Annotated in this window: 18 protein-coding genes; 2 read left to right on the top strand and 16 right to left on the bottom strand. The window is 68.7% G+C overall.

The features are described from left to right. Position 1 precedes the first annotated feature (1 nt). The 7 genes from JOF42_RS06985 to JOF42_RS06955 are packed head-to-tail and all read right to left on the bottom strand — an operon-like array spanning position 2 to position 4,684. Positions 2–514, bottom strand: a complete 513-nt coding sequence (locus tag JOF42_RS06985; RefSeq protein WP_259160175.1) for a hypothetical protein — start codon at positions 512–514, stop codon at positions 2–4. Then, positions 514–1,584, bottom strand: a complete 1,071-nt coding sequence (gene tsaD, locus JOF42_RS06980) for a tRNA (adenosine(37)-N6)-threonylcarbamoyltransferase complex transferase subunit TsaD (RefSeq protein ID WP_210097200.1) — start codon at positions 1,582–1,584, stop codon at positions 514–516. Before tsaD ends, JOF42_RS06985 begins: the two co-directional genes overlap by 1 nt. Next, entirely contained in the window at positions 1,581–2,087 is a 507-nt protein-coding gene (gene rimI / locus JOF42_RS06975) for a ribosomal protein S18-alanine N-acetyltransferase (RefSeq protein ID WP_210097199.1), read from the bottom strand. Before rimI ends, tsaD begins: the two co-directional genes overlap by 4 nt. Further along, positions 2,084–2,707, bottom strand: coding sequence for a tRNA (adenosine(37)-N6)-threonylcarbamoyltransferase complex dimerization subunit type 1 TsaB (tsaB, locus tag JOF42_RS06970; RefSeq protein ID WP_210097198.1), 624 nt, complete (start codon positions 2,705–2,707; stop codon positions 2,084–2,086). Before tsaB ends, rimI begins: the two co-directional genes overlap by 4 nt. Continuing rightward, a complete protein-coding gene (gene tsaE, locus JOF42_RS06965) occupies positions 2,704–3,225 on the bottom strand; it encodes a tRNA (adenosine(37)-N6)-threonylcarbamoyltransferase complex ATPase subunit type 1 TsaE (RefSeq protein ID WP_210097197.1) in 522 nt (173 codons plus the stop codon). The genes tsaB and tsaE overlap by 4 nt, the downstream gene beginning before the upstream one ends. Next, positions 3,222–4,328 carry an alanine racemase gene (alr, locus tag JOF42_RS06960; protein WP_210097196.1) on the bottom strand — a complete coding sequence of 369 codons (1,107 nt, stop codon included), beginning with the start codon at positions 4,326–4,328 and terminating at the stop codon, positions 3,222–3,224. Before alr ends, tsaE begins: the two co-directional genes overlap by 4 nt. Beyond that, positions 4,325–4,684 (bottom strand): holo-ACP synthase, encoded by a 360-nt coding sequence (locus JOF42_RS06955; protein ID WP_210097195.1) that lies wholly within the window; start codon positions 4,682–4,684, stop codon positions 4,325–4,327. Before JOF42_RS06955 ends, alr begins: the two co-directional genes overlap by 4 nt. A gap of 357 nt (positions 4,685–5,041) precedes the next feature. On the opposite strand from JOF42_RS06955, the gene JOF42_RS06950 reads away from it, so the two are divergent. Further along, positions 5,042–5,953 carry an endonuclease domain-containing protein gene (locus JOF42_RS06950; protein ID WP_210097194.1) on the top strand — a complete coding sequence of 304 codons (912 nt, stop codon included), beginning with the start codon at positions 5,042–5,044 and terminating at the stop codon, positions 5,951–5,953. A gap of 60 nt (positions 5,954–6,013) precedes the next feature. On the opposite strand, the gene glmS is transcribed toward JOF42_RS06950, so the two are convergent. Both glmS and coaA read right to left on the bottom strand, forming a co-directional pair. Then, positions 6,014–7,861: a glutamine--fructose-6-phosphate transaminase (isomerizing) gene (gene glmS / locus JOF42_RS06945; protein ID WP_210097193.1), complete on the bottom strand. Its 1,848-nt coding sequence runs from the start codon at positions 7,859–7,861 to the stop codon at positions 6,014–6,016. Between the two features lie 57 nt (positions 7,862–7,918). After that, on the bottom strand, positions 7,919–8,863 hold the full coding sequence (gene coaA / locus JOF42_RS06940; protein WP_210097192.1) for a type I pantothenate kinase: 945 nt from the start codon (positions 8,861–8,863) through the stop codon (positions 7,919–7,921). Between the two features lie 36 nt (positions 8,864–8,899). Between coaA and JOF42_RS06935 the strand changes: the two genes are divergently transcribed. Then, positions 8,900–9,835 (top strand): Ppx/GppA phosphatase family protein, encoded by a 936-nt coding sequence (locus tag JOF42_RS06935; protein ID WP_210097191.1) that lies wholly within the window; start codon positions 8,900–8,902, stop codon positions 9,833–9,835. A gap of 44 nt (positions 9,836–9,879) precedes the next feature. Here the strand turns inward: JOF42_RS06935 and glmM are convergent, their stop codons facing one another. The 7 genes from glmM to truA form a co-directional block, all read right to left on the bottom strand. Continuing rightward, positions 9,880–11,238 (bottom strand): phosphoglucosamine mutase, encoded by a 1,359-nt coding sequence (gene glmM / locus JOF42_RS06930; RefSeq protein ID WP_210097190.1) that lies wholly within the window; start codon positions 11,236–11,238, stop codon positions 9,880–9,882. A 14-nt stretch (positions 11,239–11,252) separates the two neighbouring features. Then, positions 11,253–11,738, bottom strand: a complete 486-nt coding sequence (gene rpsI / locus JOF42_RS06925; protein ID WP_042539158.1) for a 30S ribosomal protein S9 — start codon at positions 11,736–11,738, stop codon at positions 11,253–11,255. Between the two features lie 27 nt (positions 11,739–11,765). Further along, positions 11,766–12,212 carry a 50S ribosomal protein L13 gene (gene rplM, locus JOF42_RS06920; RefSeq protein WP_210097189.1) on the bottom strand — a complete coding sequence of 149 codons (447 nt, stop codon included), beginning with the start codon at positions 12,210–12,212 and terminating at the stop codon, positions 11,766–11,768. Between the two features lie 179 nt (positions 12,213–12,391). Next, the gene (locus JOF42_RS06915) at positions 12,392–13,060 is read right to left on the bottom strand and encodes an endonuclease/exonuclease/phosphatase family protein (RefSeq protein WP_210097188.1); all 669 of its coding nucleotides are present in this window, start codon (positions 13,058–13,060) and stop codon (positions 12,392–12,394) included. Between the two features lie 79 nt (positions 13,061–13,139). Continuing rightward, complete coding sequence (locus tag JOF42_RS06910; RefSeq protein WP_210097187.1) at positions 13,140–14,033, bottom strand: hypothetical protein; 894 nt, start codon at positions 14,031–14,033, stop codon at positions 13,140–13,142. 163 nt (positions 14,034–14,196) lie between these two features. Further along, entirely contained in the window at positions 14,197–15,492 is a 1,296-nt protein-coding gene (locus tag JOF42_RS06905; RefSeq protein WP_210097186.1) for a hypothetical protein, read from the bottom strand. Further along, positions 15,489–16,337: a tRNA pseudouridine(38-40) synthase TruA gene (gene truA / locus JOF42_RS06900; RefSeq protein WP_210097185.1), complete on the bottom strand. Its 849-nt coding sequence runs from the start codon at positions 16,335–16,337 to the stop codon at positions 15,489–15,491. The genes JOF42_RS06905 and truA overlap by 4 nt, the downstream gene beginning before the upstream one ends. Positions 16,338–16,355 lie beyond the last annotated feature (18 nt).

Genomic DNA, 16,355 nt, shown 5'->3' with positions numbered 1-16,355 from the left:
GCTACCCGAGCCTCTCGAACTGCATGCCGGCCCACACCAGCCATCCGAGACTGTAGACGGTCGCGCACAGGCCGAGGACGAGCGCCCAGCGCGCGATCGCGCGGCTCTCGACCGGCCGCCGCAGCGACATGATCGACGCGATCACGGCGACGACCGCGATCGGAATGCCCCAGCCCACGAAGAACGAGGACGCCAGAGCCACGATCGCGGCCATGAGCGCCCACGGCGCGAGTCGGGTGTCATCGACGGCGGAGGCCCCGGTCGCCGGTTCCCAGTCCGCATCGTGCGCGACGTCGTCTGCCACCGGACCGCTGACGATGACGGGTTCGATCCCGACCGGCCCCGTGGGGAGCTTCGTGTAGCCGTCTCGTCGGGCTCCCGGGATGCGTGCCGATCCGGCGGGATGCTCGACCTCGCCGCTCGGCCCTTCGATGCTCGGGTTCGGGAGGGCAGGACGCGACACTCCGTCGACGCCGGCGCCGTCGGGGCGGGGAGAACGGGGCACGTCGCTCATCACATCACCGCGACGCGTTCATCGACCTGGATCTCAGTGACAGGCAGAGTGGAGTCCGCGCCGAAGGCGAGCGTCGACGGACGACGACCCGACGAGATCAGCTCGGCCGCGAGAGCCGCGATCATCGCCCCGTTGTCGGTGCACAGCGACAGCGGCGGAATGCGCACGGTGACCCCTGCGGCCTCCGCCCTGGCCAACGCCACCTCACGAAGCCGTCGGTTCGCGATGACGCCGCCGCCGAGGAGCAGCCGCGGGACGCCGAGGTCGGCACACGCAGCGAGCGCCTTGGTCACCAGCACGTCGACCACGGCCTCCCGGAAGCTGGCGGCGACGTCGGCGACGGGAACGGGAACCCCGTCGGCCTCGCAGCGCTCGACCCACCGCGCCACGGCCGTCTTGAGCCCGGAGAACGAGAAGTCGTAGCGGTGCTTCGCCAGGTCCGAAGCCCGCGAGAGGCCGCGGGGGAAGCGGATCGCGTTCGGGTCGCCGTCGAGTGCGGCGCGGTCGATCTCCGGTCCTCCCGGATACGGCAGAGACAGCAGGCGGGCGACCTTGTCGAACGCCTCACCGGCCGCGTCGTCCATGGTCTCGCCGAGCATCTCGACATCGGTGGTGAGGTCGCGCACGTGGAGAAGCGACGTGTGCCCGCCCGAGACCAGCAGTGCGATCGTCGGGTACTCCAGCGGCTCGGACTCGGGAGTCAGGATGTCTGCCGCGATGTGGCCCACCAGGTGATTCACCGCGTAGAGCGGCTTGTCGAGAGCCACAGCGAGACCCTTGGCTGCGCCGACGCCGACCATCAACGCACCCGCAAGGCCTGGGCCGCTCGTCACCGCCACCGCATCGAGATCCGCCAGCCGCACACCGGCTTCGGCGAGCGCGACATCGATCGACGGCTGCAGCGCCTCGAGGTGCGCGCGGGCGGCGACCTCGGGCACGACGCCTCCGTAGCGGGCGTGCTCGTCCATGCTCGACGCGATCGTGTTCGACAGCAGCGTGCGTCCGCGGACGATCCCGATGCCGGTCTCGTCGCAGCTCGTCTCGATGCCCAGCACCAGGGGCTCAGTCATGCGGTCGCCTCCTTCGCGGCATCCGTGACAGGCTCGTCGCGGTGAGCGGATCGAGGATGCTGCAGTGCGAGTCGCATCACGATCGCATCGATGTCATCGGGCTGGTAATACCTCGGACGACGCCCGATCTCCTCGAATCCCTCGGAGAGGTACAGCCCCTCGGCACTCGGGTTGTCGGCGCGGACCTCGAGGAACACCTCGCGCGCTCCGCGCTCTGCCGCGGTGTCGAGCAGCCCCCGAAGGAGCGCACGGCCTCGACCTGCACCGCGGTGCTCCGCGTCGAAGGCGATGGTCTGGATGTCGGCGTCGCGAGAGCCCTCGAGAGCTCGGACTCCCCCGTAGCCGATGATCGCGCCGTCGAGCTCGTCGACCAGGTATCGACCATGCGGGCTGGCGAGTTCCAGGGCCATGGCCTCGGCACTCCACGCGTCGGTGGGAAAGGAGCGATGCTCTATCGCCATGATCGCGTCGAGATCGTCCGGCGTCGCCACTCGGAGAGTCATCGCCCCACCTTCTTCGGAGCGCCCGGAACAGTGACATCAGGTTGCCGCAGGTACAGCGGCTCGTCACCGGCGAGAACGCGCCCCGCGGCGACGGCTCTCCCCCCGACACGGGCGAGATCGACGGCGGAGAGCGTCTCGATATCGATACGCCGGATGCCGTCGAGACGGTCGTCCGCGTCGACTCGGGGCACGAGCACGGTGTCGCGGGTCACGAGCGGGATGCCGTCGGCATCCGTCCCGTCGAACACCGTGATGGCCACCTCACGACGACGCGCGTCGGTGACGATCGCGAACGGCCCCGTGACGGCATCCTGTTCGATCGCGGTGAGGGCGGGCGCGAAGTGGCTCGGCACCGGGACGACCGCGATTCCGCGACCCAGCGCGAACGCGCGTGCCGTCGCGATGCCGATGCGGAGCCCCGTGAACGGACCGGGACCCATCCCTGCGACGACGTGCGTGACCGGCTGCGAGCCCGCGGCGTCGAGCGCCCCTACGAGCAAGTCGCCGATGACCTCCGCATGACCGAGCGGGTCAGCGGCCGATGCGTCGGAGCGACGGGTGCCGTCGTCGTCGATGAGCGAGACGGCGGTGCCCAGGGAGGTGTCGACGGCGAGGATCACCCCTCCAGGGTAGTCGGCCTTCCACCCGCGATCGCTGAGCGTCCGCTCCGCGTGATGGTGACATGCCGCGGTGCGTCGGCATCGAGCTCAGAGGGGTCGAGGTCGTCGTCGCCGCCGACCGGGCGCTCGAACTCGATGTCCCACCAGGTCTCGGCGAGGTCCTCGGCCATCCCGCGCCCCCACTCGATCACGACGACCGAGCGGGCGAGGTCCAGATCGAGGTCGTCGAGCTCGGCCCCCGAGCCGAGACGGTAGGCGTCGACATGGACCAGCGGCGCCCGCCCCACCAGCGACGGATGCGTTCGTGCGATCACGAAGGTGGGACTCTGCACCGGGCCACGAACGCCGAGGCCCTCGGCGAGCCCTCGCGTGAACGTGGTCTTGCCTGCGCCCAGCGGGCCGGTGAGGATCAGCAGGTCGCCCGGTTCGAGCTGCTCGCCGATACGGAAGCCAAGCTTCTCCATCGCCTCGGACGTCTCGATCTCACGGTGCCCGAGGAATGCGGGGTCGACGCTCATGCCGACCTCCGCGGCACGCGTGCGCCGATGCGGGTGACGATCTCGTAGTTGATGGTCGAAGCGGCGTTCGCCCATTCCGCGGCGGACGGCACACCGAGGGTCGAGTCACCGAACAGCACGACCTCGTCGCCGATCGACACGGGCGCGTCTCCGACATCGACCACGAACTGGTCCATGGCGATCCTGCCGACGTTGGTGTACCGGCGGCCGCCGATCGACACCGGCAGGCGGCCGGAGGCGTGTCGCGGAACCCCGTCGGCATAGCCGAGTGGCACGAGCACGAGGGTCGTGTCGTGGGGTGCACGGTGATCGTAGCCGTACGAGACTCCCGTGCCGGCGGGCACCCGGCGCACGGCGGCGATCGCGCCGCGCAGCGTCATGGCGGGGCGCAGTCCGAGTTCGGCCGACGAGCGGTCGTCGAACGGGGAGAGTCCGTAGATGCCGACGCCGATGCGCACGGCATCCAGCCGCATCTCGGGCAGGTCGATCGCTGCGGCAGTCGCCGCGATGTGCCGGATCTCGGGGTGGATGCCGAAGGATGCCGCAGCCGCGACGCCCTCTTCGAACTTCGCGAGCGCCTCGCGATCGTCCTGAGCGGAGGTGTTCGAGAGGTGGCTGAAGAGTCCGATGATCCGCAACCGGCCGATGCGCTCGAGTCGGGCCGCTTCCGCGAGCACTCGCCTCCAGTCGGCCGGTGCGATGCCGTTGCGCGAGAGCCCGGTCTCGAACTTGAGATGGACGCCCACCGGACGATCGACTGACGCCGCGGCGCCAGCTGCCTCGAGCTGGTCGAACGACGAGATGCCGACCTCGATGTCGTGCTCGGCTGCCTGGTCGAACCGCTCACCCGGCGCGTGCAACCACGCGACGATCGGTGCCGTGATTCCCTGCCGACGCAGGTCGAGCGCTTCCGGGATCTCGGCCACCCCGAGGCGCGTCGCACCGCCGGCGAGTGCGGCGACAGCGGCGGGAGCCGCGCCGTGACCATAGGCGTTCGCCTTGACCACCGCGATGACCTGCACTCCGGTCAGGCGACGGAAATGGCGGACGTTGTCGGTGATCGCATCCAGGTCGATGCGCGCCTCGCGGAACGGAACGGTCACAGCGGCTCTCCTTCGGCGACGACGAATGCGGCGGCGAGCCCTGCGTCGTGGGTGAGTGTGAGGTGGAGTCGAGTGATGCCCCGCGCGGCGACGACCTCGGCGGTGGTACCCGACAACACGAAGTGCGGACGCCCCGACGCCTCCGAGGCGATCTCGATCTCGATCCAGTGGACGCCGTCGGAACCGCCGAGAGTCTTGATCAGGGCCTCCTTCGCGGCATAGCGCGCCGCGAGGGAAGGCAGCCGCAGCGACCGCTCCCCCGGCGCGAAGAGGCGCTCCCGAAGCCGTGGCGTGCGCTCGAGCGTCCGCTCGAACCGCGGGATGTCCACGAGGTCGATGCCGGTCCCGATGATCACCCGTTCAGCCTAGTCGCGGCGGATGGACCGTTCGGCTGGGCTCGCCCCGCGCCTCCCCCGGCCACACCTCTCCGCCTCCCCGACTCCCGCTCCCGCTCCCGCTCCCCTCCCGCCCAATACCCCGACTCCCCGACTCCCACCCCCTCCCGCCCAATACCCCGACTCCGCGGCGCTTCGTCATATGCATGCCGAGATCACATACGTACGCTCGGATCCCAGTTTTCGACCTGCATCCGTCGTTCGAGCATGCATTTGTGCGGGTGACTTCGACTGCACACTCATCGTGACGTCGGCAGTCTTCCCCAACGCGCGGGTTTCTGCCATCCGGCGACACCACAGGCGTCGGATGCTCGGAGCATGATCGAACCGGCGGAGCTCCTCCACGTTCTCGGCGGAATCGCGCGCGGGCGGCATCTACAGCAGTTCGGATCGACCCGCGCTCAACTCTCTGTTGCCGCGCGCGCCGGCACCATCAACCGAGTCCGCCAGGGGGTCTACGCTCTGGCGACCACAGATCCGAAAGTCGTCGCCGCGGCGGCGCATGGCGGATCTCTCACGTGTGCGGATGCGCTCCGCGCGCACGGCGTCTGGGTGCTCCCGAGCGTCGATGCGATCGTGCATGTGTGGTTGGGCGGCTCCGGGCGCAGGCATCCGCATACCCCCTGCGAATGCATCCCGCATCACTCTCCCGGCACCGCGGGAGTCGGGCTGGCTCCGGTCGCGTCGGCTCTCGTGCATGCATACAGATGCCTCGATCAGGAGGCGTTCTTCGCGGCGTACGAGTCCGCGTGGAACCTGCGCCTGCTCTCCGCGCACGATCGCAAGAGGATCAGACGCGAGTTGCCGAAGTCAGCCCACAGGCTCCTCGATCTCGCACGTCCCGATGCCGAGAGCGGACTCGAATCGATCCTCCGACTGAGACTGCATCTGCTCGGGATACACCTCGACTGCCAGGTCGTCATCGAGGGTGTCGGTCGCGTGGACTTCGTGGCTGCGCGACGGGTGATCATCGAAGTCGACGGTCGACTCAACCACGAAGGCCCCGAGATGCGGCACAAGGATCTGACGAGGGATGCCGCGGCATCCCGCCTCGGATTCGAGACGCTCCGCTTCGACTACGCCATGATCATGCACGACTGGGACGCCGTCGCTCGCGCTGTCATCGCGGCGATCGCCCGGGCGCGCGGGCGCGCGGATGATGTGTCGCACAAACGCAGGTCGAGAAAACAGATGCATGCCCAGATCGCTCATCTGGGCATGCATCTGTGATTCTGACTTGCAGGTGTGCTGACCTGCCCCTGTGCAGGGGGGCTGAGAGCCAGCCGAGGACTACTCGACGGTGACGGACTTCGCGAGGTTTCGCGGCTGGTCGACGTCGAGCCCCTTGGCCGTGGCGAGGGCCATGGCGAAGATCTGCAGCGGCACGACCGCGAGCAGCGGCTCGAACATCGCGCCGGCGAGCGGGATGCGGATGACCTCGTCGGCGAACGGCAGCACCGCGGCGTCGCCCTCTTCGGCCACGACGATCACACGAGCGCCGCGGGCGCGGATCTCCTGGATGTTCGAGACGACCTTCGAGTGCACGACAGCCGAGTGGCGGGGCGACGGCACGAGCACGAACACGGGCTGACCCGGCTCGATCAGCGCGATCGGACCGTGCTTCAGCTCACCGGCGGCGAAGCCCTCGGCGTGGATGTACGAGATCTCCTTGAGCTTCAGTGCGCCCTCGAGGGCGATGGGGAAGCCGACGTGACGGCCGAGGAAGAGCACCGAGCGGGTGTCGGCCATCCAGCCGGCGAGCTGAGTGACGTGCTCCTGCTCGCTCTCGAGCACCTTGGCGATCTTCTCGGGCAGGGCGGCGAGCTCGGCGACGTCGGCGGACGCATCCGCGACGGATCCGCGGACGCGGCCCATGTGGAGTCCGAGAAGGAGCAGAGCCGTGATCTGGGCCGAAAACGCCTTGGTCGAGGCCACAGCGACTTCGGGGCCGGCGTGCGTGTAGACCACGGCATCCGACTCGCGAGGGATGGTCGCACCCTGCGTGTTGCAGATCGAGAGCGTGCGCGCGCCGCGCTCGCTGGCGTACTTCACGGCCATCAGCGTGTCCATGGTCTCGCCGGACTGGCTGATGGACACGACGAGCGTGTCGTCGCCGATCACCGGGTCGCGGTAGCGGAACTCGTGGGCGAGCTCGACGTCGACGGGGATCCGCGCCCACTGCTCGATCGCATACTTGCCGACGAGGGCGGAGTACGCGGCCGTGCCGCACGCGGTGATGATGATGCGGTTGATGCCGAGGAACAGCTCGTCGAGGCCGTCCAGCTCGGGGATCACGACCTGATCGCCCTGGATACGACCACGGATCGTGTTGGCGACCGCCTCGGGCTGCTCCGCGACCTCCTTGGCCATGAAGCTCGACCAGCCACCCTTCTCGGCAGCTGCGGCGTCCCACGAGACGTCGAACGGCTCGGCCTCGACGGGGGTGCCGGCGAAGTCGGTGACGGTGACGGCATCCGGGGTGATCGAGACGATCTGGTCCTGGCCGATCGCGAGCGCCTTGCGGGTGTACTCGATGAATGCGGCGACGTCGGAGCCGAGGAAGTTCTCGCCCTCGCCGAGGCCGATCACGAGCGGCGAGTTGCGGCGGGCTCCCACGACGAGGCCCGGGTGGTCCTGATGCATCGCGAGCAGAGTGAACGCGCCCTCGAGACGGTTGACGACGCCACGGAACGCGAGCTGAAGGTCACCGCCGTTGTTGCGGTACTCACGGCCGAGCAGCGCGGCCGCGACCTCGGTGTCGGTCTCGCTGCGGAAGCTCACACCGTCGGCGAGCAGCTCGTCGCGCAGCGCGGCGAAGTTCTCGATGATGCCGTTGTGGATCAGCGCGAGCTTGTCGTCATCCGCGAGGTGCGGGTGCGCGTTCTCGTCCGTCGGTCCACCGTGCGTCGCCCAGCGGGTGTGCCCGATGCCCGTGTTGCCGTCCGCGAGGGCTGCATCCTTGAGCGAGTCGCGCAGCACGGCGAGCTTGCCCGCCTTCTTGCGCATGCCCAGGGCCCCGTCGCCGTCGATGACGGCGACACCTGCGGAGTCATATCCGCGGTACTCGAGCCGAGCGAGGCCGGCGAGCAGGATGTCCTGGCTGGGCCGCGGGCCCACGTATCCGACGATTCCACACATGTGGTCAAGGATAAGCCGGGCATTTTGCGAAGGTTCCGAACGAACTCGCCGCGCCCGTCAGAGCTTGCGCAGCAGCACACTCTCGACGCTGTGATCGACGCCCTTGTTGAGCACGAGTCGTGCCCGATGCTTGGTCGGCATCACGTTCTCGACCAGGTTCGGCATGTTGATCTCGTTCCAGTAGCCGAGCGCCGTAGTGATCGCCTCCTGGTCGGTGAGATGCGCGAACACATTGAAGTACGAGGAGGGATTCGAGAATGCCCCCTCACGCAGGGCGAGGAACCGATCGACGTACCACTTCTCGATGTGCGCGGTGTCGGCGTCGACGAAGATCGAGAAGTCGAAGAGGTCGCTCACCGCGACGTCGTTGGGCGCGGGCGGCGGCTGGAGGACGTTCAGTCCCTCGACGATGACGACGTCCGGCCGCCGCACCACCACGTGCGCGTCGGGGACGATGTCGTACCGCATGTGCGAGTAGAAGGGGGCCCGCACCTCGGGCGCACCGCTCTTCACCTCGGTGAGGAACTCGAGCAGCGCGCGACGGTCGTAGGACTCGGGGAACCCCTTCCGGTCCATCAGCCCCCGGCGCTCGAGCTCCGCGTTCGAATGCAGGAACCCGTCGGTCGTGACGAGCTCGACGCGCGGAGTGCCGGGCCAGCGGCTCATCAGCTCCCGCAGCAGACGGGCGATGGTCGACTTGCCGACGGCGACCGAGCCTGCGACCCCGACGACGAACGGCGTCGTGGTGTCGTCCTCCTGGAGGAACGAGCTCGTGGCGGCCCCGAGGCGCTTGGTCGCCGTCGCGTACAGGCTGAGCAGACGACTGAGAGGCAGGTACACCTCACGCACCTCGGTGAGGTCGAGTCGGTCTCCGATGCCGCGAAGCTCGACGACCTCGGTCTCGGTGAGCGGCTGATCGAGGCCGGCTGCCAGTCGCGCCCATTCGTCGCGACCGATCTCTCGGTACGGAGACAGCGGCAGCGTGGGATCGGCGGTGGTCACGCATACATCGTAACGGCGCGCGAGTAGTCTCTATCCGTGCGCCTGGGAGTCCTCGACATCGGTTCGAACACCGTCCATATGCTCGCCGCCGACGTTCGACCCGGCGGCCGACCTCTGGCGACGACCAGCGACCGCACGGTTCTGCGGCTGATGCGGTACCTCGTGGACGACGGATCCATCTCGGAGGAGGGCGTGGTCGCCCTCGAAACGGCCGTTCGCCGGGCACGAGAGGTCGCCGAGTCCGAGAAGGTCGACGAACTCCTCGCCACCGCCACGAGCGCTGTGCGGGACGCTGCCGAGGTGATCGCTCGGATCGAGGCGGCGCTCGGTCAGCCGCTCCAGGTGCTCGACGGCGAGACCGAGGCCGAACTGACGTTCCTCGCCGTGCGGCGCTGGTTCGGCTGGTCCGCGGGCCAGCTCCTGTTGCTCGACATCGGTGGTGGATCCCTCGAGGTCGCGGCGGGTGGCGACGAGCTGCCGGATGCTGCGGCATCCGTCCCGCTCGGTGCCGGACGCATGACCGTGCAGTTCCTGCCGAACGACCCGCCGGGCGAAGACGACGTCGAGCGGCTCCGCGATCATGCGAGCGCGACGCTCGCCGAGGTGCTCCCCCGCTTCACCGCTCTTCCTTCGCCCGACCACGTGGTCGGCTCATCGAAGGCCATCCGCTCGTTGGCCAAGCTCGCCGGCTATCCCGTGCCCGGCTGGTCGGGCATCCAGCGCATGGTGCTGCCACGTGCGTCACTCGGCTCGTGGATCCCGCGACTCGCGCGCCTGCCCGCATCGGCGCGACAGGAGCTTCCCGGAATCACGGCCGATCGCACGTTCCAGATCGTCGCCGCAGCGGTCTCGCTGCACACCGCCATGACCGCGCTCGACGTCGACGAGCTCGAGGTGTCGCCCTGGGCGCTGCGCGAGGGCGTGCTGCTGCGATACATCGAGCAGTTCGACGGGAACGCGCCGCGCGGCTGACCGAGAAGACGGTGCCGCGCGGCGCGAGCCGTGGTTCAGGTGGTTCAGAGAGCGAGGCGCTCGCGCACCACGTCGACCAGACGATCGGCGTAGGCCTGGGCGGAGTCGGCGTCTGCCGCCTCGACCATGACGCGTACGAGCGGCTCCGTGCCGGACTTGCGCAGGAGCACGCGGCCGGTGTCGCCCAGCTCGGCCACGACCTCGGCGACGGCCGCCTGGACGACCGGGTCGCCGTCGACGGCGTCCTTGTCGACGTCGCGGACGTTGATGAGCACCTGCGGGTACACCGTCATGACGCTCGCGAGCTCGGCGATCGTCTTGTTCTGACGAGCCATCTCGGCGACGAGGTGGAGACCCGTGAGAAGGCCGTCGCCCGTTGTCGCGTACTCGCTCATGATCACATGCCCGGACTGCTCGCCACCGAGGGCGTAGCCACCCGCGTTCATGTCCTCGAGGACATACCGGTCGCCGACCGCGGTCTGCCTGACGGTGATGCCGTGCTCGCGCATCGCGACGTGCAGGCCGAGGTTGCTCATCACGGTGGCGACGAGGGTGTCGTCGGTCAGATGACCGCGCTCCTTCATGGAGACCGCGATGATGGCCATGATCTGGTCACCGTCGATGACCTTGCCCTGCGCATCGACCGCGAGGCACCGATCGGCGTCACCGTCGTGGGCGATGCCGATGTCGGCGCCGAGGCGCACGACAGTCTCGGCGAGCTGGTCGAGGTGCGTCGATCCGACGCCGTCGTTAATGTTCCATCCGTCGGGATCGGCACCGATGACGGTCACGTCGGCACCGGCGTCGCGGAACGTCTCGGGTGAGACTCCGGAGGCCGCGCCGTGCGCGCAGTCGAGGACGACCTTGAGGCCGTTCAGGCGGTTCGGGAGCGAGCCGAGGAGGTGCACGACATAGCGGTCCTCAGCGTCGGAGAACCGGATGATCCTGCCCACGCCCGCGCCGGTGGGGCGGAGCTTCTCGCCCGCCATCGCCTCTTCGATGCGCTGCTCGACGACGTCTGGCAGCTTGACGCCGCCACGCGCGAAGATCTTGATCCCGTTGTCGGGTGCGGCGTTGTGCGACGCCGAGATCATGACGCCGAAGTCGGCGTCACGATCGGCGACGAGGAACGCGAGCGCCGGCGTCGGGATGACCCCTGCCTCGAGCACGTCGACTCCGGAGGATGCGAGCCCTGCGGAGACGGCAGCGGTGAGGAAGTGACCGGAGACCCGAGGGTCGCGGGCCACCACCGCGGTGAGTCGCTTGCCTTCGGCTTTGCGAGCCTCCGCAGTACGGCCCTGGCCCAGGACGACAGCAGTCGCCTGGGCCAGGGTGAGCGCGAGGTCGGCGGTGAGGATGCCATTGGCAAGCCCTCGCACGCCGTCCGTGCCAAAGATCGGCATCGGAGCAGCGGACCTTAACGCTTCGAGTACTGAGGCGCCTTACGGGCCTTCTTGAGTCCAGCCTTCTTGCGCTCCTTCACGCGAGCGTCGCGCGAGAGGAAGCCGGCCTTCTTCAGGGTCGGACGGTTGTTCTCCTCGTCGATGCCGTTGAGCGAACGAGCGATGCCGAGGCGCAGTGCACCGGCCTGGCCCGAGGGGCCACCACCCGAGATGCGCGCGATGACGTCGTAGCCGCCGGCGAGGTTGAGGATCGTGAACGGGTCGTTGATCAGCTGCTGGTGCAGCTTGTTCGGGAAGTAGTCCTCGAGCGTGCGGCCGTTGACCGTGATCGTTCCCGAGCCGGGGACGAGACGCACGCGGGCGATGGCCTGCTTGCGACGGCCGACAGCGGCACCCGGGACGCTCAGCACGGGGCGGGGAGCCGCCTCGACTGCGTCGGTCTCGGGAGTCGACGTCGAGAAGTTCTGGGGGTTTTCGGTGGTGTCCTGGATGTCAGCCACGAGTATGTCCTTAAGTCTTTACGGCGCTTACTGGGCGACCTGGTCGAGGGTGTACGTCTTCGGCTGCTGAGCCGCGTGCGGGTGCTCTGCACCGACGTAGACCTTGAGCTTCGACAGCTGCTGACGGCCGATGCTGTTCTTGGGGAGCATGCCACGGATGGCCTTCTCCACAGCGCGGACCGGGTTCTTCTCCATGAGCTCGGCGTAGGTGACCGACTTCAGGCCGCCCGGGTAACCCGAGTGGCGGTAAGCCAGCTTCTTCTGGAGCTTCTGACCGGTGAGCGCGACCTTGTCGGCGTTCACGATGATGACGAAGTCACCCGAGTCGATGTGGTTTGCGAAGGTGGGCTTGTGCTTGCCACGCAGGAGCGTAGCGGCGTGCGAAGCCAGGCGGCCGAGAACGACGTCAGTGGCGTCGATGACGACCCAGTCACGCTGGACCTCGCCGGCCTTCGGAGTGTAAGTGCGCGTCACGATAGTGCTGCTTTCTTGTTCGAACGGAGAAGTTCGTGAATCCCACTCCGGGGTGGTTCTTCCCTAGAGGGAGGAACACGCCAGTGGAGGGCTCACGTTCGCGGCACTCGGCAGTCGAGTACCAAAGAGACAGCCTACGCCATTCCGGTCGTTCTCCCAAACCGGGCGGCGGCCGCGGGTCAGTCGAACCGGGTCGTCACCAGGATCGGCCGGTGATCGCTGAGCCCCTGGGGAAGGGTCGTGACCCGCTGGATCTCGAAACCCACCGATGTGGCGAAGTCGTAGTGACCGCGGAACACGCGGTACCGCGTGTAGGTGTGATCGTCGCTCATCGTGAGCGCGTAGCCGTGCTCGCGCACGGTCTTGCCCAGGTTCTCCTTGAAGACCGGGTAGTTGTAGTCGCCCACCATCAGCTGGGGCAACCCTTCGCCGAGCGTCGCGAGCTCGGTGAGCGCCGCCCGGATCTGATGGCGACGCAGCGAGTTCAGCGCTGTCAGGGGCGCCGCGTGGAACGACGCCGCGATGAAGTCCCGCCCCGCGTCGATGTCGTGGAGTCTCGCACCCAGCACACGCTCATGGGCGGGCTTGGCGATGCGGTCGTGGAGCGACTTCTTCAGTTCGATCGTGCGGATCCCCTGCAGATGGAACTCGCTCGCCCGATAGAACATCGCGAGTCCCAGCCGGTTGCCCTGCGTCGCATCCGCGAGCGTGAGGTCGCCGATGGTCTCGGGCAGGTCGGCGACATCGCACTCCTGGAGGCACAGGATGTCGGGATCGTGCTCGGAGGCGAGCACCGAGAGCTCCCCCGCTGCTCGGTGCTTCTGCAGGTTGTACGAGATGACCTTCATTCCACCTCACGGTAGTGCGTCAGCCTTGGATTCCGGTGGCAATCGTCCGTCCGTCCGGTGAACGCGCCGCAGCGGCGGCTCACTCGTCGTACCCCCAGCGGATCCCGATGACCCCAGGACCGAAACCGTGTCGCGCGAGATGGACGGAGCCGCCTCGCACGGAGCGCATCGACGACACGTACTCGTCGTCGGTCTCGATGTACTCCTCGCACCAGCTCGGCAGGGCGTCGGGATGGAATCGCACCCAGATGAGCGCCTCGCGCGCCGGCCGAGACGTGGCGTGCCACGCGGACTGCCTCGGCGGGTATCCGGCGGGGAAGGTCTCGGTGAACTCGAACAGCGTCGTCGCACCGGTCTCGATCGGCTCGTCGAGCGCGATCACGACTCCCGACAGCAGACGGCCCGGATGCTGGTACGCGCGGTCGACATGCCCGCCGACGACATCGGAGATCACCGACATCGCATCGGTCTCGATCGGAGCGACGTCGATGAGCGGCAGCTCGGAGATCGTCCCCTTCGTCGACTGCACGAGGGAGCGCATGATGATTTTCTCGACGGATCCCGCGGCCCCGACCGACACGGTCACGTGCGTGGAGAGATCGCGAAGCGCATCCTGCGGGGCCGCGCGCAGCTCCCGCAGCGTCTCCTCGGTCTCCCGCTGCTCCCGCTCCTCGTCGAAGGGCAGCCGCGGCGGCGCCACGGTGCCCAGTCGAGCCGACGCCCGGAGCAGACCGCCCAGATGCCCGCGATGCAGACCGAGGCGATCCTCTATGCCGTCGACGACACTCAGCGACTGCGGCCCTTCCGGCTGCCGATCGCCGGAGCGCCAGTAGCTCAGCGTCGCCATGGACACCGGGTTGCCGTCGTCGATCAGCTGGCTCCGCAGCCGCGCGAGGGTGACGCCCCGTTCGGAGATCGCCGCACGGAGCGCCGCGGCGAACGCGCCGCCCTGCTCATCGATCCGCTCCGTCACAGTTCCCCCGCCGCAGTGTGAACCTGCCCTCCGTAATATCAGCATACGATCCAGCAGCGCCTCCCCTCGGCCTGTGGATCGTCACCACCGCGTCGGTCTGGGGCCCGTCGTGGCGGCACTCCCGCATCGTGGCCGCCTTCGGGGGAAGGCGGCCACGAATGGGTCAGCGTCGTCGGCGGCGGCGCTTCCGTGCGCCCGTGCTCATCTCGTCGCCGATGGGCCCGACATCGCCCGGGAACAGCGTGTCCCTCGCGAGCTGTCGCTCTGTGCGACTGCGTGGAGCATCCGCCCAACCGACGACGAAACCGAGGGCGATCAGCACGACGGCGGCGAGGAGCACCGCCCGCGCGTCCATGGCCACCCACTCCGCCCAGAGCGACCCGGTGCCCACCACCGCCGCACCGGCGCCCGCGGCCGACAGACCCATCTGCAGGCGCACCATCGACCGGTTGCCCGAGAGCAGAGGATCTACCAGAGTCACGTCGACGCGGCGAGGCATGCCGTCCGACACCCACCGCGTCAGTGCGCGCTCCCTCCGGAACTGCAGCACGATGCCGCCGGTCCAGGCGAGGATGCCGAGCACGGCACAGATCGCGATCGCAGCCCCGCTGCTCAGGCTCAGCACATCGATGCCGTTCTCGATCGGCTCGTTCCAGTAGACCGGATCACAGGTGCGGCACTGCTGGCGCATGAAGACCGAGAGCATGAACGCCGCGAGCGAGACGAGCGTCGCGGTCAGCAGCACGTTCGCGATCCGAGCGATGGTTCGCGCGGTCGGAACCGAGAGCCAGCGGGGCACGACAGCGCGCATCGCGGCCTCCCGCCGATCCGCATCTGCTCTCTGCGCTCGCGGCACGAGCCGCTTCCACCGGGTCCACAGCTCACCCACACGAGCGGCGTCGCGCTCGACCATTCGTCGGCCGAGTCGCCGCACCGCCTCGGCTCCGGAGGCCAGCACGGCGATCACGAGGAGCGCGACCCAGCTCACCGCATCCTCGCGAAGGTCCTCGGTGAAGAACACCCCCAACGCGAAGAGTCCGCCGAGCCCCGCCAGGCACCAGAACAGAACCGCACCCGTCGTCTGCAGCAGGTCGGCCGGCGCGTTCTGGAGTTCGAGTCTCAGGGTTCGCTGCGGCACGGCATCCGGATTCCGTTGCGCGGCCGCCTCGACCGCGCGGAGTGCCGCGAAGCGCTCGGCGACCACGACGAAGGGCACGGCGATCGCCAACACGGCGGCGGCGACGAGGAACACCCCCATGCTCGCGCGGAAGAGGGGATCGAGGTCGACCTGCCAGTACAGGGATGACAGGGCCTCCTCCCCCACGATCCCGATCACGATGATGCCCACGAACGTGAAAGCCGTGCCGGCGATCAGGCCCACGCAGGTGTCGAGCAGAGCACGCCAGAACGCCCATCCACGCGATGAGACCTCGACGATCGTCGCCGTGGACGCGTTCATGCGCTCGTGCTGTCGCGGCGAGCGCGCGTCTGCTCCGCTCGGGTCGCGAGCAGCTCGTCGGCGGGGTATCCGACCTGGGTGAGCGTCAGCCCCCGTGCCGCCAGCACCTTGAACTCGCTGGTCCTCGTGAGTGCGTCGCGCAACACGGTCAGGTCGTCGACATCGAGGCGGCCCTCGCCCACCGCGGCGCACGCGCCCACCAGCGCACGCACCATGCTGTGGCAGAAGGCATCGGCCTTCACCTCGGCGACGAGCACGCCTTCGGCATCTCGCGACCAGCGATAGTCCAGCAGCGTCCTGATCGTCGTCGCCTCGTCGCGCGGCTTGCAGTAGGCCGCGAAGTCGTGGAGTCCGATGAGCGTGCGCGCTGCGGCATCCATCGCTTGGCCGTCGAGTACCCCGCGGTGCGTCGTCGTGTCGTGTCGGCGGACCGGGTCGTACCCCGACGCCTCGTCGGCGAGCCGGTAGCGGTAGCGGCGCCAGACGGCGGAGAAGCGGGCGTCGAATCCTTCAGGGGCGATCGACGAACGCGTCACGGTCGCATCGGGATACGCACCGAGCACCCCGCGCATGCGGCGAGCGATGGATGCCGCCGGGTCCTGCGGAGTGCGGCCCTGCCGAGATTCGATGCGTGCCCACTGCTCGTCGTCGAGATCGACGTGCGCGACCTGCCCCTGCGCGTGCACGCCCGCATCCGTGCGCCCGGCGACGACGAACTGCACGTCGGATCCGACGATGCGCGCGAGCGCCGCTTCGAGAGTCCCCTGCACGGTGCGCAGGGTGGGCTGCTTGGCCCACCCACGGAAGTGGGTGCCGTCGTAGGCGATGTCGAGCCGGATGCGCACGGATAAAGCCTAGGGCGT

It is taken from the genome of Microbacterium phyllosphaerae, from assembly GCF_017876435.1.
Classification (GTDB): Bacteria; Actinomycetota; Actinomycetes; order Actinomycetales; family Microbacteriaceae; genus Microbacterium; species Microbacterium phyllosphaerae.
Note: the sequence above shows the minus strand (reverse complement) of the source record. Positions and strands in the feature narration are given on the sequence as shown.